Source organism: Komagataeibacter sp. FXV3 (assembly GCF_015155755.1).
Lineage (GTDB): Bacteria > Pseudomonadota > Alphaproteobacteria > Acetobacterales > Acetobacteraceae > Komagataeibacter.
Map to the genome: position 1 here is coordinate 1 of NZ_VWPI01000013.1, position 25,354 is coordinate 25,354.

The window sequence follows — 25,354 nt, forward strand, 5'->3', positions numbered from 1 at the left end:
AGTTGGAAAGCCCCAAGCGACCGGTTGAGTGATTTCTTTTTGGCCGTCGCCAGGATTGCGTCCAACGACTTCACGCGATCAAATTTCATCCACCCGGTTTCCCCCGTTTTGCCCCAGACCTGGCATTGCGGAGCAGAACCCACGGATAAAATCGCCAAGCGCAAGCACCGGGGGAAATGCGGCCTTCCACGCAGCGGCATCACGTATCCGGCATTTCTATGTCGCGTCTGGCACGCCGTGGAAAATCCGGGTGATGGGGGTCAGTCCCCCGATCCAGTATGACAGTTCATGCGGACCACTGACGTTCCATATTGCCATGTCCGCCATCATGCCGGTGGCCAGCGTGCCCGTGCTGTCCTGCAGGTTCAGGCCTCGCGCGCCGATACGGGTGACGGCCGCCAGTGTCTCGGCCGGTGTCATGCGGAACAGGGTGCAGGCCATGTTCATTATGGCCGTCAGGCTGGTCGCGGGGGATGTGCCGGGATTGCAGTCGGTCGCCAGTCCCATGGCCACCCCATGCCTGCGGAACAGGGCGACGGGGGGCGCATGTTTTTCACGAATGAAGTAGAACGCGCCGGGCAGCAGCATGGCGATCGTTCCGGCCTGTGCCATGTCCATCACGCCCGCCTCGCTGACATATTCCACATGGTCGGCGGACAGGGCACGGTACTGCGCGGCCAGGCTGCCGCCACCCGTATCGGATAACTGGTCGGCATGGATGCGTACGGGCAATTGCAATTCCATGGCCCTGTTAAATAGTCGGCGAACCTGCGCGGGACTGAAGGCAATGTTTTCACAAAAGGCATCGACGCTATCGACCAGCCCTTCGGCTGCTGCGCGTGGCAGCACGACATCAATCAGGAAGGAGACGTAATCATCCTGCCTGTCCGCATATTCAGGAGGAAAGGCATGGGCGCCAAGGAATGTTGTATGTACATATACCGGCAGGACCTCGCCCAGCCGTCGGGCGACGCGTAACTGCTTGAGTTCGTCTTCAAGCGTCAGGCCGTAACCGGACTTGACCTCGATGGTGGTGATGCCCGCGCGGATCATGCGCTGCGCACGTTCCATGGCAAGGGAGAGAAGGGTATCCTCGCTTGCCGCGCGCGTGTTGGTGACCGTGGACAGGATGCCGCCCCCCTGCCGCGCAATTTCCGTATAGGAAACGCCGTTCAGGCGTTTTTCGAACTCCGTGCTGCGGTCGCCCGCATAAATGATGTGGGTATGGGCATCAATCAGGCCCGGCGTCATCCAGTGCCCATGCCCATCAATGACGGTATGGGCCAGCGCATCAGGGGCGGCGGGTAGGTCCGCGCGCGCGCCGATCCAGGCAATCCGGCTGCCGCTGGTGGCGATGGCGGCATCGTGAATGCACCCGTACGGATCATCTGACACGTCAGTGGCGGGCATCATCGTCGCGATATCCAGGTTGATCCAGAGTCTGTCCCACATCGTGCGTTTTCCTTCGTTCCCCATGTTTTTTAGATAAGTATATACAAATAAGTCAAATCTGTTATCAATTCATAACAAAATGCAGGATCACCTGCCTATCAGGCATGAGAGTGAAAATGGTCACGATTTTTGCAAGACAGGCCATGCTGCCCACCGGATGGCGCAACAATGTGCGGATCGAAGTGGGAAAGGATGGCTGCTTTTCCGCCATTATACCTGATTCCGCTCCCGACCCTTCGGTAATATGCACGGATATTGTCATTCCCCCGCAATACAGCCTGCATTCCCATGCGTTCCAACGCGCCATGGCCGGCCTTGCGGAAGGGCGCAGCAACCCGTCCGATACGTTCTGGACATGGCGCAGGGCCATGTACCGTCTGGCCGACAATGTTACACCGGAACAGATGCAGGATATTGCTACATTCCTGTATATGGAAATGCTGGAACGCGGTTATACGCAGGTTGCCGAATTCCATTACCTGCATCATGGCAGGGGGGGCGTGCCGTATGCCGACCGCGCGGAAATGTCGCTGCGTATCGTGCAGGCCGCGCGAAACGTGGGCATGGGCCTGACGCTGCTGCCGACATTATATGCCCGGTCGGGCTTCGGGGCACAGACGACGTTGTCCCAGCAGCAGCGTTTCGCCAGTACGCTGCAGACCCTGGCGGATATCATAAGCCGGGTGCGCCAGGCAGATGATCATGCAATGTCCCCCATTGTCGGAGTCGGGCTTCATTCCGTCCGCGCCGTGGATATTCGTGCGGTCGGGGCGGCAGTCGATCAGCTGGCGGCTGGCGCGCCGATACATATCCACGTGGCCGAACAGCAGGCCGAAGTGGCGGAATGCCTGCAGGCAACCGGTGCGCGGCCTGTGGAATACCTGTTTGATCATGCCGCTGTCGATGCGCACTGGTGTCTTGTGCATGCCACGCATCTTTCGGCGGCCGAAACGACACAGGTCGCCCGCAGTGGCGCCGTCGCCGGTCTGTGCCCGATTACGGAGGCCAATCTGGGGGACGGGCTTTTTCCCTTTTCGGCTTACGTGGCGCAGGGCGGGCGGTTCGGCATTGGTAGCGACAGCAACATCCTGATCAGCCCCGGCGAGGAACTGCGCCTGCTGGAATATGGCGCACGCCTCGATCGGCAGCAGCGTTGTGTCTGTCTGCCGGAAGGGGAGATGGGTTCGGTTGGCGGCTACCTGTACCGTGCGGCATGCGAAGGCGGCCGTCAGGCCTGCGGCCTGCCATCATCGGGGCTGGTTGTGGGGGCGCGGGCCGATCTGTGTGTGCTGGACCCGGAAAAACTGTCCCTGCCGGGACTGCAGGGGGACCGGATCCTCGATTCAGCCATTTTTGCCTGTCCCACGCTGCCTGTGCGTGATGTGATGTGTGCGGGGCAGTGGGTTGTGCAGGACGGTCGTCATGCCGATCATGACGGCATTACCCGTAATTTTCATCGTACGCTTGCCGCGCTGGCGGCTGAATGAAAGGTTACGATCGATAATGACCAATCTTCCTTCGGGTTCCCCGGTGTTCGACTTCCAGCCCGGTCATGTGCCTGTCCTGCTGACCCTTCCCCATTCGGGCACGGACCTGCCCTCTGGCATGGGCGCGCGCATGACGCCATATGGCAGGCAGCTGCCTGATACGGACTGGTATATTGACCAGCTTTATACAGGCCCTGCACGCGAACGCGGCATAGGTGTCATCTGTGCGCGTTATTCGCGTTATGTAGTGGACCTTAATCGTGGCGCGGATGATGCCGTCCTGTATCCGGGGCGTCCCACTACCGGGCTTGTTCCCAATCTGGCATTTGATGGCACGCCGATTTATCAGGTCGGACAGGAACCGGACCAGAACGAGATCCATGACAGGACCGCCGCGTTCTGGAAACCTTATCATGATGCAGTTGGTCAGGAACTCGAACGGCTGAAGCAGCAGCATGGCTGGGCGGTGTTATGGGACGGGCATTCCATCCAGACCCATATTCCCCGCCTGTTTGAAGGGCGCCTGCCTGACCTGAATATCGGCACCAACAGCGGCGCATCCTGCGACAGGCGGCTTCAGGACCGTATCGAGACCCATGCCAAAAGCCTGTCCGGCTATACCCATGTCGTGAATGGCCGTTTTCGGGGGGGATACACCACCCGGCATTATGGACAGCCGGACCAGGGATTTCATGCCGTGCAGATGGAAATTGCCCAGAGTACCTATCTCCAGCATGAAGACGCGCCATGGCCGCTGGATGAAACGGCTTTCCGCAGGCTTTCCACAACCATGGCAGGATTTCTTGACACCGTTCTGGACTGGACGCCGCAGGTTCGGTGACCAGCAGAATACCACGCTAAAGAGATGGCAGATGCAGGCAGCACGTTTATACGGAATTGGGGATATCCGCATCGAAACCGTTCAGGCACCAACTGCACCGGGTCCGGATCAGGTGCGGATACGGGTCATGGCGGCCGGGATCTGTGGTTCGGACCTGCACAATTTCCGGACAGGGCAGTGGATTACCCGCACCCCCGTCACACCAGGGCATGAGTTTTCCGGTGAAGTCATGGCGGTCGGCCCCGGCGTAACCGGCTTCCGGCCGGGGGATCGCGTGGTGGCGGATTCCCGGGTGGGGTGCGGGCAGTGCCCATCGTGCCGGCAGGGACGGAGCAATCTGTGCGCCAAGCTGGCATTTGTGGGCGAGGTCTGTGATGGCGGGTTTGCACAGGAAGTCGTTCTCCCGGCCCGCCAGTTGCACCGTATTTCCCCCGACATGCCGTTCTGGCTGGCGGCTCTGGCGGAACCTCTGTCCGTGGCGGTCCATGCCGTAAACCGACTGGCTCCCGATCCGGGCATGCCTGTCGTGGTCTGTGGCGGCGGAACGATTGGCGGCCTTGCCGCACTGGTGCTGTCTGAACGGCATGATGGCACGGTGTATCTTGTCGAACGCGATCCGAAACGCATGCGCCTGTTGCAGAAAACCTGCGGCGTTTCGCCCGTGGCGCTGGATGCGGTCGGCACCGCCGTCAATGGTCAGGCGCCCCGTTTCATGCTGGACACCACGGGATCGGTTACGGTGGCGGGGCATCTGCTGGATTGTGCCGCGCCGGGGGCGCGACTGGTTCTGGCCGGACTGACCGCGACAAAGCTCAGCCTAGACCTGAACCTTATTGTCGAGCGTGAACTGGAAGTGCGCGGCGTCAGCGCCTTTGCCGATGAAATGCCACACGCCATCGCCTTGTTGCCAGCCCTGCGCGAACGGCTGAAGGCTTTCGTCTCCATGATACAGGGGGTAGGGCAGATACCGGATGTCTATGGGGAACTGCTGGCACAACAGCGTGCAGGACTGAAAACGCTGATCTTTCCCCATTCCATTGCGGAGGAAGCATGATGAAAAACCCCTTCTGTGTGCGCGGGCGCGCCATTGTCGTGACAGGGGGCGGTCGTGGCATTGGCCGGGCGGTGGCGCTGCATCTGGCAGGGCAGGGGGCACGGGTGTTTATCTGTGGCCGTTCTGTCGTCCCCTTGCAGGAAACCTGCGAGATGGCGCGGGGCGATGGCCTGCACATGGACCATTTTACGGTAGATGTGGCCGATACTGATGATATCGAACGGGCTTTTCATGATCTCCACGCACAGGACATCCGGATCGATGCATTGGTAAACAATGCCGGTATGGAAGAACTGCGTCCCGCCATTGATGCGGACGAAGCATTGTGGGGCAGGATTGTCGATACCAACCTGCGCGGGGCATTTTTCTGTGCGTTGCATGTGGCGCGCGGGATGCAGGCCGGTGGGGCGATCGTAAACCTGTGTTCACTGGCGTCTGCGGTCGGCATTCCCGGGGCCGTGCCGTATGGTGCGTCAAAATCCGGCCTGCTGGGCGTGACGCGCGGACTGGCCACGGAATGGGGGCCAAAGGGTATCCGGGTCAATGCGGTAGGGCCGGGATATTTCCGCACGGAAATGACGGAGCCCTTTTTTCATGATGAAAAATGGCGTGAGGCGATGATGGCGCGCATTCCGCTTGGGCGGTTTGGGGAGCCTGCGGAACTGGGGGGTATCGTGCAGTTCCTGTGCTCGGACGCGGCGGCGTATGTAAACGGCCAGATCCTGTATGTGGATGGTGGTTTCCTGGCGGCCATCTGAAGGTTGTATATATATGTATGATATTATCGTTGCCCATTCGTTTTGGAATTGATATGAATCGGGTGAACGGGGACCAGGCAGATCTGCAGCGCGCGGCAGGGAACAGACATGGTTTTTTGCCCGGCTATGATTGCCGGTCGCCTATAATGCGTTGCCTGAGTGGAAGCGACCAGATGAACAAGACTGTCAATTTTGTCGATCTGCGGGATGCTGAAAATATTCCCGCCCACCTTCTTGACCGTACGGAAGCCGACCTTGGTCCGTATCTGGAACGGGTCAAGCCGATTATCGAGGCCGTCCGGACCGAAGGTGACGCAGCCCTGCGCCGTTTCGCGCAGGCCTATGACGGCGTGACCATACCCGACATGAGCATCCGCGCCACGGAGGAGGAGTTTGAAACCGCCTTCCGTGAAATGGATCCCGAACTGATCCGTTCAATTGAATATGCAATTGGCAATATCCGCAAATTCCATGAGGCCCAGAAGCCCGAGGACAGCTGGATGATCGAGGTCCAGCCCGGCGTATGGGCAGGGGACCGGAATGTCGCCATTGAATCGGTGGCCTGCTACGTGCCGCGTGGCAAGGGCGCGTTTCCCAGCGTCGTGAACATGACCGCCATTCCGGGCATGGTGGCCGGGGTGCCGCGCCTGGTCATCATCACGCCGCCCGCGCCGGATGGGCGCGTGGATGCGGGGACACTTGTCGCCGCGCGCCTGATTGGCGTGACCGAAGTCTATAAATGTGGCGGTGCGCAGGGCGTGGCCGCCGTGGCGTATGGCACGGAAACCGTTCCGGCCTGCATGAAGATCGTGGGGCCGGGCAGCCCGTATGTCGTTGCGGCGAAGAAACTGCTTTCCCACGTCATCGATCCCGGCGTGCCCGCAGGCCCGAGTGAGGCGATCATCCTTGCCGATGACAGCGTGGATCCCGAACTGGCGGCGCTGGACCTGATTATTGAATCCGAACATGGGCCGGATTCCTCTGCCTGGCTGGTGACGGACAGCCCGCGCGTGGCAAGGGGCGTGCAGGCGGCGCTGCCCGGTCACTGGCAGCAGATGGACGCCAAACGCGCCGAATTTTCATCCACTGTCCTGTGCGGGGCGTATGGTGGCATCGTTCTGACGCGTGATTTTGATACGGCAGTCGAATTCACCAATGCCTATGCCCCTGAACATCTGGAAATCCTGACATGCGACCCGATGGCTGACCTTGGGCGTATCCGTAACGCGGGCGAGGTGCTGCTGGGCAACCACACACCGGTCAGCCTTGGCAATTACGTCATTGGTCCCAATGCTGTGCTGCCGACCAACCGGGCCGCGCGCACGCATTCACCGCTTTCGGTGCATGATTACATGAAACGGATGTCGTTTGCCCGTGTCTCCGCGCGGGGTTACAGGGAAATGGCGGCCCATACGCATCGTTTTGCATCGTATGAAGGGTTTTCCGGCCATGCGCGTGCGGTGTCTTCCGCCCGCCCACTACCCAAAGGCCAGTAAACCGCCGGTTGTGAACAAAGGCTGTATTCATGAATGACTCAGCATCCGCACAGGCGCTACAGGCCTTTCGTGCGAAAGACGTAGCGCGGACCTGCATCATCCTTTCCGACCTGATACGGGAGGAATTCGGTCTGCAGGTCAGCAATATTACGCTGGGAAATGATGGATACAGCCTGAATTCCGTAAACGGCTTCCTGACCACCCCGACGGGGGAGGAATATTTCTTCAAATTCCATCATGAGGAAAATGAAGAAAGTACCCTTCAGGAATTCTATCGTGGCGAGGTCCTGCGCGACGCTGGCTACCCGATCGACATGCCGGTTTATGTGTCGCGTGCTATCGGCCGGCAGATACTGCTTTATACTAGGCGATCAACGCCACGGCTGGCTGATCTGTGCCGTACATATGACAGGACGGATGCGGATATCGGACCGGTCGTTGCGGCACAGCGCGAACTTGACGCGCTGACGGCGCGCATTTACCGCGAAACCTTTCACCCGATATCCGAAGCCGAATGCGCAGCCGAGCCCTTTCATCAGCTATTCCACCATCGGCTGACAACCGATGACCGGCAGCTTGGGGCGCGGGCGGCGCGTTTTTTCGCATCGGGACGTACATTTGCGTTTCCGGGCGTAAGTATTGTCGATCACGCGTTGCTGGACATGAAGTGGCGCATCAACGGGGTGATGCATGCCGATACGCTGCGTACTGTACTGGAACGCAGCATGCGACTGCTGTCCCCACGCATGCTGGCCCATTCTGGCGGGGTTACGGCGCACGGGGACGCGCATAACGCCAATGTATGGTGGGAAGGGGCGGGCAGGAGCCTGACCTTCTTTGACCCCGCCTTTGCCGGACAGAATATTCCGGCCATCATGGCGGAGGTCAAGGCGACCTTCCATAACATCTTCGCCCATGCAGACTGGCTGTATCATCCCCATGACCTGCCTGCTGATATGGCGACCCATGCCAACGTGACGCCCGACGGAATACTGGATGTCACGCTGGGGTGGGAGATGAATGACCTGCGGCGCGCCTTTCGGGATTCCAAGGCGGTGCTGCTGTGGCGTCCGCTGCTGGAGCATATGCGTGCCACGGGGCATCTGCCTGCCGAATGGCGCGCGACGATCCGGTGTGGCCTGTTCTGCTGTCCGACGCTGGTAATGGATTTGTGCGCCGATGGGGCTGGTGGCCATACGCCGCTTTCATCCCTGACGGGGCTGGCGGTTGCTGTCATGTGCGGCAGCGAACCCGTGCCACCAGGGCAGGATGTGGTCAGCCGCTTTCTTGATGCAATTGATCCCGGAAATTAGAAATATCATTCCGGAACCAATCTGATAACAGTGATCCCCTGTTATTGAAGGAGTTGCCGTATATGGACATTGACGCACCATTGCGCAATTCGGTTCTGGCCGTTGAGGAAGATACGATTTTCCCCATACCGGCAGACCGGCGCAGGGGAAACACGCGTGGGCTGTGTCTGGTCTGGCTGGGGGCAAACCAGAACATACTCGCGATCCTGACGGGCATGATCTACTGCCAGGTCTGTCACCTTTCGCTGTTCTGGGCGGCGCTTGCCATTCTGGCCGGCAACGGGGTGGGGGGCATGTTCATGGCCCTGCATGCCGCCCAGGGGCCGCATCTGGGCATTCCGCAGATGCAGCAGACACGTGGTCAGTTCGGGGCCTATGGTGCGCTACTGGTCATTGCTGTCGTCATTGTCATGTATGTGGGGTTCACCGCGACATTGCTGGCCATCGGACGTGAACAGGTGCAGCAGGCCCTGGGGGGGGCGCCACATCAGTTACCCGTCTATGTGCTGGCCGCGGCCATCCTGTCGCTGTGTATTGTCGGGCATGGGTGGATTGAACGTTTTGTGGTCGGGTTTACCTATGTGGCGGCCACGGCGTTCTTTGCCCTTGCGGCCTTCTTCCTGTTTTACCTGCATGCCCTGCCGGTCCAGCCGTTGATGGCGATCCCCAGCATGCATGATTTTGTGGCGGCCGTCTCGATCGGGGTGCTGTGGCAGGTGGCGTATGCCCCTTATGTGTCGGATTATTCGCGTTACCTGCCCGCCGATACACCCGAACGCGATGCATTCTGGTCATGCATGACGGGCAGCATCATTGGAACCGCAGTCCCCACCTTTCTGGGGGCCTATATGGGCAGTACCGCATGGGCGGGGAATTTCTATGCCGCGATCCATGCGCATTATACGCTGCCGACTTATGTCCTGCTTGGCATTGTCCTGATTTCGATTGCGGTTTCATGCACGATGCAGATCTATTGCGCAGCCCTGTCCTGCATGACCCTGTTTTATACCATGTGGCCGACATGGCGCCCCACGGCGCGCAGTCGCGGATTGCTGGCGGGTGGCCTGCTGCTGCTGTCCGTACTGCTGACGATTATGCTGAGTGGCGACATACTGCATATTCTCAACAGTTTCATTGAATTCCTGCTGGCGGTGCTGTCCCCGTGGACGGCAATCAATCTGGTCGATTATTACCTGATCCGGCATGGCGATTATGATATCCGGTCCTTTTTCCGTCATGATGGCGGCATATACGGACGTTTCAACCGCCCTGCCATTTTCTGTTACATCATGGGTATTGTCGTGCAGGTACCCTTTATTTCAAATGAACTGTATTCCGGCCTGATGGCGCGGCAGATGGATGGGGTTGACCTGTCATGGGTGGTGGGAATCCTGCTGCCCGGCCTGGTTTACTGGCTGATATGCCGGCAGGCAGATTCCCCCGCACGCCCTGCCGTCAGATAAGGTCGTGGACGATACGGCCTGCCGTGACCGTCAGCATGCATTTCAGGTCCGGCAGGCTGTCCGGATCCGTCATGAAGGGATTGCCCGACAGGACGGCGATATCCGCGCGGTAGCCCAGGGCAATACGGCCTTCATACCGTTCCCGTCCGGCGGCCACCGCGGCCTTGCTGGTATAGCTGTCGAATGCTTCGGGAAAGCGGATCGCCTGTGTCGGGATCCATGCTTCCGATGCAGGCGCCCCGATGGGACGGCGCAGGACGGCCTTGCGCAATCCACGCAGGGGATCAAGGGATACAATCGGCCAGTCCGTCCCGAACGCCAGCGTGCTGCCCGCATCCAGCAGCGAGCGCATTGGAAACGCCAGTTGCGCGCGATTGTCCCCCACGCGTTTTTTCCAGACTCCTTCCATGCCCATCCACTCATCCGCAGGCGCGATCATGACGGGTTGCATGCTGGCGATGGTGGATGTGTGGGCAAAACGGGCAATATCATCGGGATAGGGCAGTTCGGCATGTTCCACCCGGATCCGTGGACGCTCCGGGCTGTTGCCTGCGTTTTCCGCCGCGTCCAGCGCCAGACGGATGGCGCCCGGCCCGATGGCGTGGGTCCATATGTCCAGACCGTTTTCCACGCCGGCACGGACCGCATCAATATAGGCCCTGCGGTCCCATAACAGGGTGCCGCGTGCATCAGGCTGGTCCGCATAGCCTTCGGGCATGTAGCCGGTATGGGATTCCAGCACGCCGTCAAGGAAGAACTTGATGCCATCCAGGCGAACCATCGCATTGTCATAGCGTGCGCGCAGGTCAAGCGCTTCGCGCAGGCGCTGTGGCGTCAGGCCGGGATCGGGTTCTATTTCCGTCATCATCCCGATACGGACCGGCAGCGTGCCCGCCGCATCCCGTGCCGACAGCAGCGGCAGGTAGGCTTCGTCATATGCGGCGCTCTGCATGCGGGTGATGCCCAGCCGGGATGCCGTATCCAGCACCAGACCCAGCGCGTGATCCATTTCCGGCCCGGTCATGGGCGGGATATGGCTGGTGACAAGGCTGACGGCGTCTTCCTTCAGCCAGCCCGATGGCGTGCCATCGGCGCGGCGCACGATCTCGCCATTTTCCGGGTCGGGGGTATCGGGGGTAATTCCGGCAATTTCCATGGCGCGCGAATTCGCCCATGCCGCATGTGCCATGCCCGATGTCAGGATTACCGGGCGGTCTGGCAGGATGCTGTCAATCATGCGCGCATCGAATTCGCCATCTGGCAGGTCGGGGTAGCCATAGCTCCATTCCAGACCGCGGATCCATGGCGCGTCGGGATGTGCGGCCGCCCATTGCGCGACCCGTTCCAGCAGGGCCTTCATTGTCCGCACATCCCGCAGCCCGATGGCGGAAAGATAGTCCGCGGCCATGGCGATATGCATGTGGGCATCAATAAAGCCCGGCATCAGGAACATGCCGCCCAGATCACGGATGACGGTTGTCGGGACACATTGCGCCATGATGTCGAATGATGTGCCGATCGCCACGATATGTCCGTCCATGATGCCGACTGCATTGACGGGTGGGGCATGGCCGTGAATGTCAGCATTGATGATGGCAAGGTCGAGGGGCATGGATCTGTTCCTGAGATGGCAATATGGTGTGATTAGAACATATTGTTTCTTGAATGTAAGGGTATGCCAGCGGCCGCTGCGACACGTCGGTTCACGAACGGACGGCAAAGGGAAAGCCGGGTCTTCGGGCCGGATGATTCAGTGAATGGTATATTGTTTTCAATCGGTTGTCGGTAATGGTCCCGCTGGTTCGGGAATGATGCGGGCAGGGGAAGGGTGCCATCGCCAGACCAGTTGCCTTACATGGATGCAGCGCATCGGAAGTTTCTTCCTTTGGCATAGAAACTTCCGAGCAGGCGATGCCCCCGGACTGCCTTACGATAGGGCGGATGGCCCTGATGATGGAGCGAACATGACGTCCCTGCTGCATGACAGTAACCCGACCGTTGCAGCCCTTGCGCATCTGGTTGCGTGGCCGACCCTGAGCAGGGAAAGCAATCTCGGCCTGATCGAATGGTATGCGCAGCAGTTACGCGCGGTGCATGCCACGGCTACGATCGTGCGGCATGAGGAGACGGATCGTTATGGTCTGTTTGCCACGATCGGACCAGATACCGGACAGGGCATCGTGCTGTCAGGCCACAGTGATGTCGTGCCGGTGCTGGGGCAGGGATGGACATGCGACCCGTTCAACCTGACGGACCGTGATGGAAAGCTGTTCGCGCGCGGCAGCAGCGACATGAAGGGCTTTCTGGCCTGTATGCTGACGGCGGCACGATACGCGGCGGGTCGGACATTGCGGTATCCCGTGCATTTCGCCATTTCCTGTGACGAGGAAATCGGCTGCGTGGGCGTGCGTTCCCTTCTGGCGTTCCTGCGTGAACGTGGGATCATGGCACAGGGCTGTATCGTGGGGGAGCCAACCGGGCTGCAGGTTGCCGTGGCGCATAAGGGAAAAGTGGCCGCGCGCATTGTATGCCACGGCCGCGCGGCACATTCCGCCAATCCCATGCTGGGGTGCAACGCCATCCAGATCGCGGCCCGCATGACACAGGAAGTCGCCCGCATCCAGGCGGAAATGATGGATGCCCCGATACAGGACCCGTCATTCGACGTGCCATTCAACACGGCGCAGGTCGGGCTTATAAACGGCGGGGTCGCGCTGAATATCGTCCCTGACCGGTGCGAAATCCAGTTCGAGATGCGCCTGCTGCCCGGACAGTCGGCGGATACATGGCTGGAGCGGTTGCGCGAACGCGCAGTGGGTGTGGCAGCCGATTATCCCGGTGGGGCAATCGACTTCGAAATCATCAATGAATATCCGGGCCTTGTGCCCGAACCTGATACCGCCATCCGCAATATCGCCCTGCAGGCCAGCCAGCATAATGCGGTGACCACCATCGGGTTCGGGACGGAAGCGGGACTGTTCCAGCAGGAACTGACCCTGCCCACCGTAATATGCGGCCCCGGATCAATCGATCGTGCCCATAAGGCGGATGAATACATTACCCGCGACGAACTGGCCGCCGGTGACGCCTTCCTTGCCCGTATTGTTGATACATTGTGCGTGGCGTAAGGCCGTCGGCCCTAGTCGCTGCCCGGAAGCGGCTTTCCCGCAAGCAGTTCACGGCATACCTGCAGGAAGGCCGTCGCCCGCGCCGTCTGCCGTATGTTTGCGATCGTGGCCGTGCCGTACAGCAGCGGCTGGGGTGTGTCCTTGAGCGCAAGATAGGCCAGCGGCCTGCCATCCAGCGCCGCCTTGTTGCGGGGACGTGCATTGGCCAGGCTGTAGCCTTCGCCACGCGCGACCAGCGAACGGATGACATCAATGCTCTGGAACCGTCCCATTATGCTGGGCACGATGCCCGCATGGGAAAACAGGGACAGGAAATAATCCCGTGACAGCGGCAGGTCCAGCAACAGGAAGGGTTCATGTTCCAGTTCAGACAGGGCGACATGCCGCCTGCGGGCCAGACGGTGCTGCGCCGATACAAAGACAAAGGGAGGCAGGGCGGCCAGCGGGAAAAAATCCAGATCCTGCGGCATGTTCAGGTCATAGGCCAGCATGGCGCAGATTTCACCATTGCGCAGCTTTTCAATCAGTTCACTGTGATGGCCGGCGATAATGCGCAGCTGGGCATCGGGGTGGCGGGTTTCGAATTCCTGCAGCAGTTCCGGCACGATCAGGGAATACAGCGTTGTCATGCATCCGACTTCAATCATGCCGCTGACCTGCCCCGACAGGCCAGACGCCGTCATGTCCAGTTCCGTGGCATGAAGCAGCAGGTTACGCGATTCACGCAGGAAGCTATGGCCTTCCTGTGTCAGGGACAGTCCGGCGGCATGATGGCGGATGAACAGGGTAATCCCGAACACGGCCTCAAGCTGGGCGATGGCGGCGGAAATGGATGGCTGGGAGATATGAACCCGCCTGGATGCTGCAGTAATCGACCCCGTTTCGGCAGCCGCGACAAAATATTCGATCTGTTTCAGTGTGAAACGCATGGGGTGGCTCCGGCTGCTGTGTCTGTCACGACGGGATCAGGGACCGCATGGCGGCAGGTGGCGCCGGATCGGATGAAACAGGATAAAAAAGGAAAGGCAGGATCATGACATTTTCCATCGTCGCGCATTGCGCGCGTACCGGGCAGTTCGGGGTGGCGGTCGTATCGTCGTCGCCCGCCGTGGCGGCCCGCTGCGCCTATGCCCGCGCGGGCGTGGGGGCGGTCACGTCGCAGAATGTAACCGACCCGCGACTGGGGCCAATGGCCCTCGACCTGTTGGAACGTGGACTGACACCCGCTGAATGCCAGGTTGTCATGGCCCGCGTCGCAACCCATGCGCAATACCGGCAGATGACCTTTATCGACGGCAGCGGCCATGGGGCCGCGTGGTCGGGCTCCGGCACGCTGGGCACCCACGCCGAGGCCTTTGGCAAGGATGTCGTGTCCGCTGGCAACCTTCTGGCCAATGCGGATGTGCCGGCCGCAATTGTCGCCGCGTTTGAAAAGGGTGATCCGTCCCTCGAACTGGGGGAGCGGATATTGCTGGCCCTGCAGGCTGGCGCTGATGCGGGTGGCGAAGCCGGACCTGTCTATTCCGCTGGCATGCTGGTGGTTGACCGTGAACAGTGGCCGCTTGCGGACCTGCGGGTGGACTGGGGTGAAAATCCGGTCGCGCGCCTGATGGAACTGTGGGCGGTATGGAAACCCCAGATGTATGATTATGTCCAGCGTGCGCTGCATCCCGCCCAGGCCCCTTCATATGGTGTGCCGGGAGATGAGTAGAGCATTGCAATAACCTTTGATCAATCATTATTGCTTCGGTTTTCCTGAGGTCGATCTTCGATATATATTTCTTTATCGGAATGATGTTCCGTTCGAATATCCCATGGTCATAAGCACTGGTTTTCGGGAGGCATGCCATGTCCACCCAGGCATCGGTATCACAGCATGGGCAGGGATCATCCGAACGTGACCTGTTTGTCGCGGCCATGGGGCATGTTGCTGCCCCCGTGGCCGTGATCACCACGGATGGCCCCGCCGGACGGTTCGGCATTACCGTCAGTTCCGTGACATCCGCATCCGCCGACCCGCCAATGATGATGGCGTGCATCAACCGGCGCAGCCCGGCTTTTGCGGCCATTATCGAAAACGGCTGCTTCGTCATCAACATGCTGTCGCACGACCATGTGGGGGTTGCGGAAAATTTCGCGGGCCGGGCAGGGGCTTTTCCGGCATTCGATTTCGGCTGCGCGGCATGGAAGCCGGGGCAGGCGGGGGGATGGCTGCTGGACGGGGCGCTGGCGTCCTTTGACTGCACCCTTGAACAATCCGTCGATGTCGGGACGCACGGGGTGATTATTGGTTGCGTCCGGCACACCTGTCTGCGGCCCACGATGACGTTGCTGCATTTCCGCCGGGCGTTTCATCGGCCGGAACCCGTTCTTCATAATTCTTGAGCAGGAATATAATTCATGATCCGTACAGGACAGCAGTATCTGGACTCCATCCGTGATGGCAGGCGGATATGGATGAACGGCGAACGGGTGAAGGATGTCACGACGCATCCGATGTTCAGGCCCATCGTGTCCATCCGTGCGCGGATGTACGACATGCAGCATGAAGCGGCTTTCCGTGACCGGCTTGTCTATACGGATGACAAGGGTGATGAATCCCCGCTGGCCCTGCAGTTGCCCCACTCGCAGGAAGACTGGAAGGCAAAGCGTATCGCGACCGACACCGTGCTGGATGAAGTGGGGGGCATCGTTACGCGTGTCGGTGACGAGACGATTGGCGAGATGTGGTCACTGTATGACGGTCAGGACATCCTGAACGAGGTCAATCCCCAGTTCGCTGAAAATATCCGCCATCACGTTCACAAGGCGATGTATGCGGACCCGTTTCATGTCTCGGCCAACACGGACCCCAAGGGGGACCGTTCCAAGCGGCCGCAGGATCAGGACCCGGACATGCTGCTGCATGTCGTGCGTGAAACGGATGCGGGCATCATTGTCCGTGGCGCCAAATACGAAACGGCGGCGGCTTACGCCAACCAGGCCTTTACCAAGCCCACCATTGCCAACTGGGGTGATGCCGAACTGTCTGATTACGCAGTCGGGTTCATCTGTGACTTTTCCTCACCCAACCTGAAATTCATCTGTCGCACCGGGTTTGCCGGTCGCGCCCCGATCGAGGATTATCCACTGTCCAACAGATATGACGAGGTCGAAGCCCTTGTCATTTTCGATGACGTGCTGATCCCATGGGAAAACGTACTTTTCTACCGGCATACCAAGGCCGCGACCTTCATCCGTGCGACGTTGCATCGCTACAGTGCCTTCGCCTTCGTGCAGCGTAACCAGAAACTGGCCGACATGATGATCGGCGCCGCCCTGTTCAACGTGCGCCAGACCGGACTGGACCGCCAGCAGGCGGTGCAGGAGAAGCTGGCGACCCTTGCCTGCTACCGTGAAGGGATCAATGCCCACCTGACGGCGTCCATCGCCATGGCGGAAGAAAGCCCTGGTGGCCTGCTCATGCCCAACCAGTCGCTGCTTATGGCCGGGCGTGTGCTTGCGTGTTCCAAGCTGCATGAAATGATGCACCTGACGCGCGAACTGTGTGGTGGACAGATCTGTGTCACGCCGGACGTGGCGACATTCCGGGATCCCGAAACCGCGCCATGGATGGAAAAATTCTATTCCATCAATGAAACATGGCAGGCCGAGGACCGGCGCAAGCTGCTGGCCTATGCCCGTGACATGCTCAATTCCGATTATGCCGGCCATCGTCTGACATTCCAGCTGTTTGCGCAGGCCCCGCCATTTGCGCATCTGGCTGCGGTCTATCGTAACTTTGACTGGAACGGCGCACTGGAATTCGTGCAGCGTTCAGCCGGGCTGAGCGAAGGTGTGCTGCAGCAGGGCAAGGGAGGGAACAAATAATGACAGGCCAGGTAACACATAAGCGGATCCGCTGTTTCAACACGCGTGATACCTATCCCGAACAGAACCTGGATAATGACCTGTGTCAGGCTGTCGTCGCGGGCCAGACGGTTTATGTGCGCGGCCAGGTGCCGCAGGATCTCGATACGCGTGAAAATGTTGCGGTTGGCGATCCGGTGGGCCAGGCTGAAAAGGTAATGGATAATATCGAACTGCTGCTGAAGGAAGCCGGTTCCGAACTGTCCCATATCTGCAAGGTTACGGTGTACCTGACCGATATCCGTTACCGGGAAGCGACATATCGTGTTCTGGGGCGGCGTATGAAGGGGGTCTTCCCCGTTTTCACGGGGCTGGTTGTCGTGGCGCTGGCCCGCCCGGAATGGCTGATCGAGGTGGATGTTATCGCTGTCATTCCATAAAGTATTTATACATAAGGTTTTTTTATCAGGGCTGCTGTTGCTGGCGCGACAGCAGCCCTGAATGTTTGTTGCAAGTATTTCAGCGGATGGCGATATAACAGCCAGAATAATTGCCAAAATGCAACATATCCCGATAAATGTATGGACAGCCAATATGGAGACGTCTGGAATGTAGGAATTCTGTTGCCTTGCCGTTACGGGAACACAATAATACAACGATGTTATCTCTGCTTGTACATACATGTGGTTATGCAGCCGGCCCCGGGCCGGAAAAGTCAGCAGACACAGGCATGGCGCGTGTTGCTGGTGCAATCAGATATTTCCTGTCATGATTTTTAAGGGGGCAGTATGCGCAGACGTTCGACTGGCTTGACTGTATGTATGATACTGTCATCAACATTCCTGACTAATGGACTGCGTCTGCACATGGCCCATGCGGCCGATGTCGTGCAAAAAAATCCTGTCAATGCAAAGGCGACGACTGCATCCGGTGGCGCGACGACGGCTGCCAGGGCGGGGGGCACGACAGTCAATACGGGCATCAATGCCACCGGGGCGGGTGAGCAGCTGCGTGTCACGCGCACGCGTTCGTATGGGGGCCTGATCCGTAACGAAACGGCGGCGAAATCGGTCAGTACCGTGTCCCATGATTATATTGCCAAGCAGGCGCCCGCGTCCAACCCGCTGGCGCTGGTGGCCATGTCACCGGGTGCGAACGTGTCCATGGGCGACCCGTTTGGTGTCAGTGATGAATCCGATATCAATGTCCGCGGCCTGAACCAGCAGGAAATTGGCTTCACCTTCGAAGGGGCGCCAATGAACGATCCGGATGACTATACCCCCAATTCGTCCGAATGGGTGGATAGCGAGAACATGGATAACGTCCAGCTGCAGCAGGGCGCCCCCAGCATCGAAACCCCCACCACCACGTCATCTGGCGGCACCATGGCCGTCAAGATGCGCGGACCCAAGCATACCCGTGGCGGCGAATTCGATGTCAGTTACGGCACGCACCAGATGAACCGCCAGTTCATCCGGTATGACAGTGGGGATATCGCCAATACCGGTCTGCGGGCATTTGCGTCCTTTTCCGACCTGACCAGTCGCGCCTGGCGTGGTCCCGGGCGGAACAACCGCTGGCATGTGGACTACAAGCTGATCAAGGAATGGGGTGACGGAAATTACATTTCCCTGTCCGGTTCCTACAACAATGAACATACGGCGTGGTACAGCACCCCGACCCTGAGCGACTGGAATAAATACGGGCTGAAGAACAACCCTGATGACATGCAGGGAAAATATACCTTTGGCAGTCCAAATTATTACAAATCCTATGCCACCAGCTGGACCGACTATTTCCTGAGCGCACCGTCACATTTCAAGCTGGCGCGTAACCTGACACTGGATGTAACACCTTATTATTACCATGGCAGCGGGAACTATCCCTTTGGCGTGACAACCGTTTCGACAACCGGGCCGTATTATAACGGAACGATGCCCAATTCTTCACCGCTTGCAGGGAACAATTATTCGGAAGATGGTCAGACCGCGGCAATCCAGAACTGGATTGGCGTGGAAGGCTATACAGGATTCAACTCCACCCTGCATTACAAGGTGGCCAACCATGACCTCGTCTTCGGGTACTGGTATGGCTATACCGACATGCATGTTGATGAACCGCTTAGCGGGCTGGATGCGTCCGGCAATTCAACGGGCTACCTGCGGCAGCAGGATGGCACCACGCTGAATGAATGGTCCTATCACACCATTACCCAGACGAATGCGCTGTATATTGGCGATACCATGCATTTCCTGAACAGGAAGCTGACACTGGATGTTGGCTTCAAGGAAGTCATGGCGGCACGAAATGGCACGCTAAACCAGCCTGGTCCCCAGTACAACGCCAATTATTATTCGGCACAGCCGCTGCCGCGCATGTCCATCAGCTACAAGTTCAACCCGAATATCATGGTATTCGGCAACGTGACGACCAGTTATCGCCTGCCATTGGGTTCCGCTTTCTACAACCAGTATGACAGTCCGTGGGATGGCGGTATGTATCAGACCGCGAACAAGAAACTGCATGATGAATACAGTGTGTCGGAAGAAGTGGGTGCACGGTACCATGACAAGTGGATCACGGCATCGCTGACCCTGTTCAATTACAACTTCTCGCATCACCAGATTAACGAATACATCGGTAACGTGCCGTATTATCAGGATGCGGGCAGCATGACGACGCGCGGTTTCGATGGTGAACTGGCGCTGCATCCATGGCATCACATCACGCCTTACGGGTCGGTTGAATATCTGTATGCCCGTCAGGACTCCAACATTACAATGGATGGCGTGACCTATCACACGGCAGGCAAGATGGCGACTTCCGCGCCACGCTGGATGGCGGCAGCCGGCCTGCAATATGATGATGGTCGTTTCTTTGGCAGTGTATCGCTGAAATATGTGGACAAGGAATACGGCACGTTCATGAACGATGAACAGATTTCCGGTCACAAGCAGGTGGACATGATGATCGGTGCCCGCGCGCCGGATATCGGCTTCCTCAAGGCGCCTTCACTGCGTCTGAACGTCATAAACCTGGCGGATCATCACTACCTGTCCGGGGTGTATAATACCGGGCCGGTTGCGGGCACCGCGCAGTACTACACGGCGCCGAACTTCGCGTGCCTGGGAACATTCAGCACGGGCTTCTGATCCGGTTGTGTTCCATGAAGGGGTCATGCCAGCGGGCATGGCCCCTTTTTTTGTGGGTCTGGATAGGTTTTGACTATCCATCTGGTACGTTTTTTGTTGTTGTCCTATATGGGATAAACATTACGATTTCGGTTATCTGAAATACATACATGATATCAGAAGCTGTTTGAAAAGTCAGATCAGGAAGCATCCTGCAATCATAAGGAAGTTCCTGCCGAAGCTTTTTTCGAAAAGGCGGAGCCTGGAAACTTTTACTGTTTCTTGTCAATCAATTGTTTTCAGATGGCTTCTTATCATGATTGTGACAAGGCAAGGTATGTAAATCGATGCGGCAGGCGTCCTTTCCTCGTGAATTTGACTATATCATTGTCGGGGGCGGATCCTCGGGGTGTGTGCTGGCCAATCGGTTGAGCGCCGATCCGCGTAACCAGGTCTGCCTGATTGAAGAAGGGGGCGGTGATAACACGCCCCGTATCCAGATCCCCGCCGGCACCCTGACCCTGTATAAAAGCCGCAAGCTGGCCTATCAGTTTTTCTCGGTGCCGCAGGCTGATCTGGATAATCGCCGCATTCATGTGCCGCGTGGCCGGGGTCTGGGTGGTTCCAGCATAATGAACAGCATGATCTATATCCGTGGAGACCGGTCGGATTATGATGGCTGGGCAGCACGGGGATGTGCCGGGTGGGACTATGCCTCGGTCCTGAAATATTTCATGAAATCGGAACATGACTGCCTTGGCCATGATCCCCGCTTTCATGGGGCGCAGGGCGAACTGGATGTCACCGCCCCGCGTGAAGCCAATCCCCTGTCACGTCTGTTTATCGAAGCGGCCGAACAGGTCGGACAGAAGGAAAATCCCGATTTCAACGGCAGCGTCCTTGAAGGTGTGGGGATTTACAATGTCACGCAGCGCGATGGAAAACGGTTGAGCGCCTATCGTGCATTTGTGCATCCCGTACGTCACCGGCCCAACCTGCATGTCATGACAGGTATGACGGTCAGATCCCTGATTATCCGGCAGCACAGGGTACTGGGGGTCAATGTGGTCTATGGCGGGCAACAGTTTGGCCTGTTCGCCCAACGGGAAACCGTACTGTCGGCGGGGGCCATTGGCTCCCCTGTCATCCTTATGGCATCGGGGATCGGGCGGGGAAATGACCTGGTGGGGGCGGGTCTGTCCGTGATCCATGAATTACCGGGAGTGGGACAGAACCTGCAGGATCATCTGGACGGCTTGGTCACCGTGCGGTCGGATGAGGCGCGCAGCCTTGGCTTTTCATGGAAATCGTTACCCGCCGTCGTGTCTTCCCCGCATAAGTATGCCCTGTGGCGCAAGGGGTGGCTGACAACCAATTATGTCGAAGCAGGCGGCTTCGCCCGCACGCCATTGGCGGATGGGCTGCCGGATGTCCAGTTCCATTTCGTACCCGGCTTCCGCAGCCACCGGGGGCGTCTGTTTGAAATGGGGCATGGGTTTGCCATCCATACCTGCGTGCTGCGTCCGCATAGCCGGGGAGAAATCCGTCTGGGCCGAAATGGGCCGCAGAATATCCAGATTGATTTCCGTTTCCTGCATGATCCCCGTGACGGGACGGTCCTGCGGGAAGGGATCCGTCTGGCGCGCCAGATCATACGCGCCCCGGCCTTTGACGGCATTCGTGGGCGCGAAATGGCGCCTGGCCCCGATGTGGTGACTGACGACGAACTGATGGCTTATATCAGGCGTAGCGCCAGTACGGTCTTCCACCCCGCAGGCACATGCCGGATGGGCATGGACGAAAACGCCGTGGTAACCCCGGACCTGAAATTACGGGGAATGACGGGACTACGGATTGCCGATGCCTCGATCATGCCGACATTGGTCAGCGGCAATACCAATGCGCCCTGTATCATGATTGCTGAGAAAGCTGCCGATATGATCCTGTCAGACCGGCAGCAGTAAACAGGCGGGAAGACTGGAGCGGATCGGGGATGCCCTCAATCCGCTGTGGCGGCAAGGCCGGCCGGGACTGCGCGTGCCTGCCGCCCCGCTGCCCACCAGTACAGGGGCGTCGTGACAACAAGACCGACAATCCATGACAGGTCAACCCCATGCACCAGCCGCGCCATGGGCCCGGTGAACAGGGCATTGGACAGGAAGGGGATCTGGATCAGGATGCCGACAAAATAGCAGATGAAGGCCGGTTTGTTGTAACGACCATAACGTCCGCCCGTCGGGTGGAAAAAGGCTTCGACATCATATTCACCCCGATGGATCAGGTAATAATCCGTCAGGTTGATCGCGGTCCACGGAATCATGACCGACATCAGCAGTTCAAGGAATTCGCTGTACAGCGCCATGAAGCTGCGGGCCATGAACACGGCCATAAGCAGTGCGATCGTCAGCAGCCCCGATGTAATGGCAAGGCGCAGCGCCTTCTGGTGCCGGCGCGTGGAGACAAAGGTCTGGATGATTGTCAGGGTGGACAGGGCGCCGCAATAGACATTCATCGCGTTGGCCACGGCAATGCTGAGCGACAGGGCACACAGCACCGGCACGGCCGCGCCATGCAGCATCTGTCCCAGGGTCGCGACAATATTATGGCCACTGGCCAGCAGGCCGATCATGGCCCCCAGCGCCATGGGTAGCACGGATCCCAGCACGGCGCCCCAGAAAGAGGCATGGAACGCCTTGCGCTCCCCATCCGGGCCGGGAGGCAGGTAACGCGATGAATCGGATACATAGGGGGCATAGGCAATCTGCCACAGGGCGGCGGTCGAAATCGTGCCCAGCAGGCCACGCGTGCTGATATGGGCGTGGCTGGCCTGCAGCAGGTCCGTGCCATGTTCCCAACCGACAAGACACAGGCACAGCATGATGGCGACCCCGCACACCCATGTCATGATACGTGCGGCCGTATGGATCATGCCATAACCGTAAATGGCGGGAATGACGGACAGCGCCTGAATGATCAGGATGCCCCCCAGGCGGCTAAGATGCGGCACGATGAACTGCAGCCCTTCGCCACCCAGTACCAGGTTGGAGGCGGCAAAGCCCACATACATGATGACGATCAGGGCCGTGATCGGCACGGCGCCGACAATGCCGAACTGGCCACGTGTCTGGACCATCTGCGGTACGCCAAGGCGCGGGCCCTGCGCTGCATGCAGCGCCATGAAGATGGCGCCGATCATGTTGCCGGCAATGATGGCGGCAAGGGCGGGCAGAAAAGGCAGGCCAAAGACACCTGTCGCCAGCGCCCCGGTCACGACTGTCAGCATCATCAGGTTGGAACCGAACCATATCGTAAACAGGTCACGGGGCCGTCCGTGGCGCTGGTCCAGCGGGATACGGTATATGGTTGCGGATTCGATTTTTGTCGGAACCGTCTCTGCCATCAGGAAATATACTCCGTAACGATATGGCGTTCCCTGTCAGGCAGGGGTTCTGTACCTATCGTAAGTGATGCATAGCGTTTGCTTGCATAACTTATTCTGTCTCAACGAAACAAAAAAATATATGCGATGCTGAAGTTAAGGGCAGTCCGCGCCCTGGCGAACGGTTGCGGCCGCATCTGCTGCCACAGGAAAACATCATATCATTTCGGGTATGGATTGACAGGGCAAAATCGATATGCGCTAACTATTGATATATACAAGTGCATGCAAGGTGATCCGACGCTATGACCGAGACCTCCCCCCCCTGTAATGATCGCATGGCAAACGACCGGGTGATCCGAGCGCCCCATGGTTCCCGGATGACAGCGCGTAGCTGGCAGACCGAAGGGGCCTTGCGTATGTTGATGAACAACCTTGACCCCGAAGTGGCCGAAAACCCGTCCGAACTGGTTGTATATGGGGGTATCGGCCGGGCAGCCCGCAACTGGTCCTGTTACGACCGTATCGTTGAATGTCTGCGTGGGCTGGAAGATGACCAGACGCTGCTGGTGCAGTCGGGCAAGCCGGTGGGCATCTTCCGCACCCATGCCGATGCGCCGCGGGTGCTGATCGCCAATTCCAATATCGTGCCGCATTGGGCGAACTGGGACAAATTCAACGAACTCGACCGGCTTGGCCTCATGATGTACGGCCAGATGACGGCCGGGTCATGGATTTACATCGGTTCGCAGGGGATCGTGCAGGGTACGTATGAAACCTTTGTTGAAATGGGCCGCCAGTACTACGGCGGCAACCTGACGGGCCGCTGGATCCTGACGGGTGGCCTTGGTGGCATGAGCGGAGCGCAGCCACTGGCCGCAGTCATGGCGGGTGCGTCCATGCTGGCGGTGGAATGCCAGCCCGGCCGTATCCAGAAACGGCTGGAGACCGGCTATCTGGACCGTCGGGTGGACAACCTTGACGAGGCGCTGGAACTGATTGCCGAAGCAAACCGCAGCGGCAAGCCCGTTTCGGTTGGCCTGCTGGGTAACGCGGCTGAAGTATTTCCCGAACTGGTGCGCCGTGGCATCCACCCCGATGCGGTAACGGACCAGACATCGGCGCATGATCCGCTCAATGGCTACCTGCCTGCGGGCTGGACGCTGGAACAGGCGGAAAAAATGCGCATTACCGACCCCGCCGCCGTGGAAAAGGCGGCAAAGGAGTCGATGCGCCTGCATGTGGAAGCCATGGTGGCGTTCCACAAGCTGGGTATCCCGACCTTCGATTACGGTAACAATATCCGCCAGATGGCGTATGAGGCCGGTTGCGCGGACGCCTTTGCGTTCCCCGGTTTCGTGCCGGCCTATATCCGCCCGCTGTTCTGCCGGGGGATCGGCCCGTTCCGCTGGGCCGCGCTGTCCGGTGACCCTGAGGACATCTATCGCACGGATCAGAAGGTGAAGGAACTGCTGCCGGACGACCATCACCTGCATAACTGGCTGGATATGGCGCGTGAGAAAATCCAGTTCCAGGGCCTGCCGTCACGTATCTGCTGGGTTGGCCTTGGGGACCGGCACCGTCTTGGTCTCGCATTCAATGAAATGGTGGCCAAAGGCGAACTGAAGGGGCCGATCGTGATCGGTCGTGACCATCTGGACAGTGGTTCCGTCGCCAGCCCCAACCGGGAAACGGAAGCCATGCGGGACGGCAGTGATGCCGTATCGGACTGGCCGCTGCTCAATGCGCTGCTGAATACGGCGTCGGGTGCGACGTGGGTTTCCCTGCATCATGGTGGTGGCGTGGGCATGGGCTTCTCCCAGCATGCCGGGATGGTGATCGTGGCGGATGGGAGCGAGGGCGCAACCCGGCGGCTTGAACGCGTGCTGTGGAATGACCCGGCTACCGGCGTGATGCGCCATGCGGATGCGGGCTACGACATCGCCGTTTCCTGTGCCAATGAAAAAGGGCTCGACCTGCCCATGATTACGCGAAAGAGCTGA

Annotated in this window: 19 protein-coding genes; 15 read left to right on the forward strand and 4 right to left on the reverse strand. The window is 59.0% G+C overall.

Translation table 11 applies throughout. The annotated features are described in order from the left end of the window. Positions 1-216: 216 nt before the first annotated feature. Positions 217-1,452 (reverse strand): imidazolonepropionase, encoded by a 1,236-nt coding sequence (hutI, locus tag F1542_RS01200; RefSeq protein ID WP_193731407.1) that lies wholly within the window; start codon positions 1,450-1,452, stop codon positions 217-219. A 116-nt stretch (positions 1,453-1,568) separates the two neighbouring features. Between hutI and F1542_RS01205 the strand changes: the two genes are divergently transcribed. The 7 genes from F1542_RS01205 (at position 1,569) to F1542_RS01235 (ending at position 9,864) form a co-directional block, all read left to right on the forward strand. Further along, the gene (locus tag F1542_RS01205; protein ID WP_193731408.1) at positions 1,569-2,939 is read left to right on the forward strand and encodes a formimidoylglutamate deiminase; all 1,371 of its coding nucleotides are present in this window, start codon (positions 1,569-1,571) and stop codon (positions 2,937-2,939) included. A gap of 16 nt (positions 2,940-2,955) precedes the next feature. Continuing rightward, complete coding sequence (hutG, locus tag F1542_RS01210; protein WP_193731409.1) at positions 2,956-3,780, forward strand: N-formylglutamate deformylase; 825 nt, start codon at positions 2,956-2,958, stop codon at positions 3,778-3,780. A 31-nt stretch (positions 3,781-3,811) separates the two neighbouring features. Then, entirely contained in the window at positions 3,812-4,834 is a 1,023-nt protein-coding gene (locus F1542_RS01215) for a zinc-binding dehydrogenase (protein ID WP_193731410.1), read from the forward strand. Then, positions 4,831-5,592 carry an SDR family NAD(P)-dependent oxidoreductase gene (locus F1542_RS01220; protein ID WP_227672363.1) on the forward strand — a complete coding sequence of 254 codons (762 nt, stop codon included), beginning with the start codon at positions 4,831-4,833 and terminating at the stop codon, positions 5,590-5,592. Before F1542_RS01215 ends, F1542_RS01220 begins: the two co-directional genes overlap by 4 nt. Before the next feature lie 173 nt (positions 5,593-5,765). Next, positions 5,766-7,088 (forward strand): histidinol dehydrogenase, encoded by a 1,323-nt coding sequence (hisD, locus tag F1542_RS01225; protein ID WP_048852212.1) that lies wholly within the window; start codon positions 5,766-5,768, stop codon positions 7,086-7,088. 29 nt (positions 7,089-7,117) lie between these two features. Further along, positions 7,118-8,401 (forward strand): hypothetical protein, encoded by a 1,284-nt coding sequence (locus tag F1542_RS01230; protein ID WP_193731411.1) that lies wholly within the window; start codon positions 7,118-7,120, stop codon positions 8,399-8,401. 62 nt (positions 8,402-8,463) lie between these two features. Beyond that, the gene (locus F1542_RS01235; protein ID WP_193731412.1) at positions 8,464-9,864 is read left to right on the forward strand and encodes a cytosine permease; all 1,401 of its coding nucleotides are present in this window, start codon (positions 8,464-8,466) and stop codon (positions 9,862-9,864) included. Here the strand turns inward: F1542_RS01235 and F1542_RS01240 are convergent. Beyond that, complete coding sequence (locus tag F1542_RS01240; protein ID WP_193731413.1) at positions 9,857-11,476, reverse strand: amidohydrolase; 1,620 nt, start codon at positions 11,474-11,476, stop codon at positions 9,857-9,859. The genes F1542_RS01235 and F1542_RS01240 overlap by 8 nt on opposite strands. 352 nt (positions 11,477-11,828) lie before the next feature. Here F1542_RS01240 and argE point away from each other — a divergent pair, with 352 nt between their 5' ends. Next, positions 11,829-12,992, forward strand: a complete 1,164-nt coding sequence (argE, locus tag F1542_RS01245; RefSeq protein WP_193731414.1) for an acetylornithine deacetylase — start codon at positions 11,829-11,831, stop codon at positions 12,990-12,992. Positions 12,993-13,003: 11 nt separating this feature from the next. Here the strand turns inward: argE and F1542_RS01250 are convergent, their stop codons facing one another. Then, on the reverse strand, positions 13,004-13,921 hold the full coding sequence (locus tag F1542_RS01250) for a LysR substrate-binding domain-containing protein (protein ID WP_193731415.1): 918 nt from the start codon (positions 13,919-13,921) through the stop codon (positions 13,004-13,006). Between the two features lie 104 nt (positions 13,922-14,025). Between F1542_RS01250 and F1542_RS01255 the strand changes: the two genes are divergently transcribed. The 6 genes from F1542_RS01255 to F1542_RS01280 all read left to right on the forward strand — a co-directional run bounded on the left by F1542_RS01255 (position 14,026) and on the right by F1542_RS01280 (position 21,936). Next, positions 14,026-14,703, forward strand: a complete 678-nt coding sequence (locus tag F1542_RS01255; RefSeq protein ID WP_193731416.1) for a DUF1028 domain-containing protein — start codon at positions 14,026-14,028, stop codon at positions 14,701-14,703. Positions 14,704-14,840: 137 nt separating this feature from the next. Next, positions 14,841-15,377: a flavin reductase family protein gene (locus F1542_RS01260; RefSeq protein ID WP_193731417.1), complete on the forward strand. Its 537-nt coding sequence runs from the start codon at positions 14,841-14,843 to the stop codon at positions 15,375-15,377. 15 nt (positions 15,378-15,392) lie between these two features. Then, entirely contained in the window at positions 15,393-16,862 is a 1,470-nt protein-coding gene (locus F1542_RS01265; protein ID WP_193731418.1) for a 4-hydroxyphenylacetate 3-hydroxylase family protein, read from the forward strand. After that, entirely contained in the window at positions 16,862-17,281 is a 420-nt protein-coding gene (locus F1542_RS01270) for a RidA family protein (RefSeq protein ID WP_010507340.1), read from the forward strand. The genes F1542_RS01265 and F1542_RS01270 overlap by 1 nt, the downstream gene beginning before the upstream one ends. A 426-nt stretch (positions 17,282-17,707) precedes the next feature. Continuing rightward, complete coding sequence (locus F1542_RS01275; RefSeq protein WP_193731419.1) at positions 17,708-19,993, forward strand: TonB-dependent receptor; 2,286 nt, start codon at positions 17,708-17,710, stop codon at positions 19,991-19,993. A 326-nt stretch (positions 19,994-20,319) separates the two neighbouring features. Then, positions 20,320-21,936, forward strand: coding sequence for a GMC family oxidoreductase (locus F1542_RS01280; protein ID WP_193731420.1), 1,617 nt, complete (start codon positions 20,320-20,322; stop codon positions 21,934-21,936). 35 nt (positions 21,937-21,971) lie between these two features. Here F1542_RS01280 and F1542_RS01285 read toward each other — a convergent pair whose 3' ends face one another. Then, positions 21,972-23,372, reverse strand: a complete 1,401-nt coding sequence (locus F1542_RS01285; protein WP_193731421.1) for a cytosine permease — start codon at positions 23,370-23,372, stop codon at positions 21,972-21,974. Between the two features lie 284 nt (positions 23,373-23,656). Here F1542_RS01285 and hutU point away from each other — a divergent pair, with 284 nt between their 5' ends. Next, positions 23,657-25,354 (forward strand): urocanate hydratase, encoded by a 1,698-nt coding sequence (gene hutU / locus F1542_RS01290; protein WP_193731422.1) that lies wholly within the window; start codon positions 23,657-23,659, stop codon positions 25,352-25,354.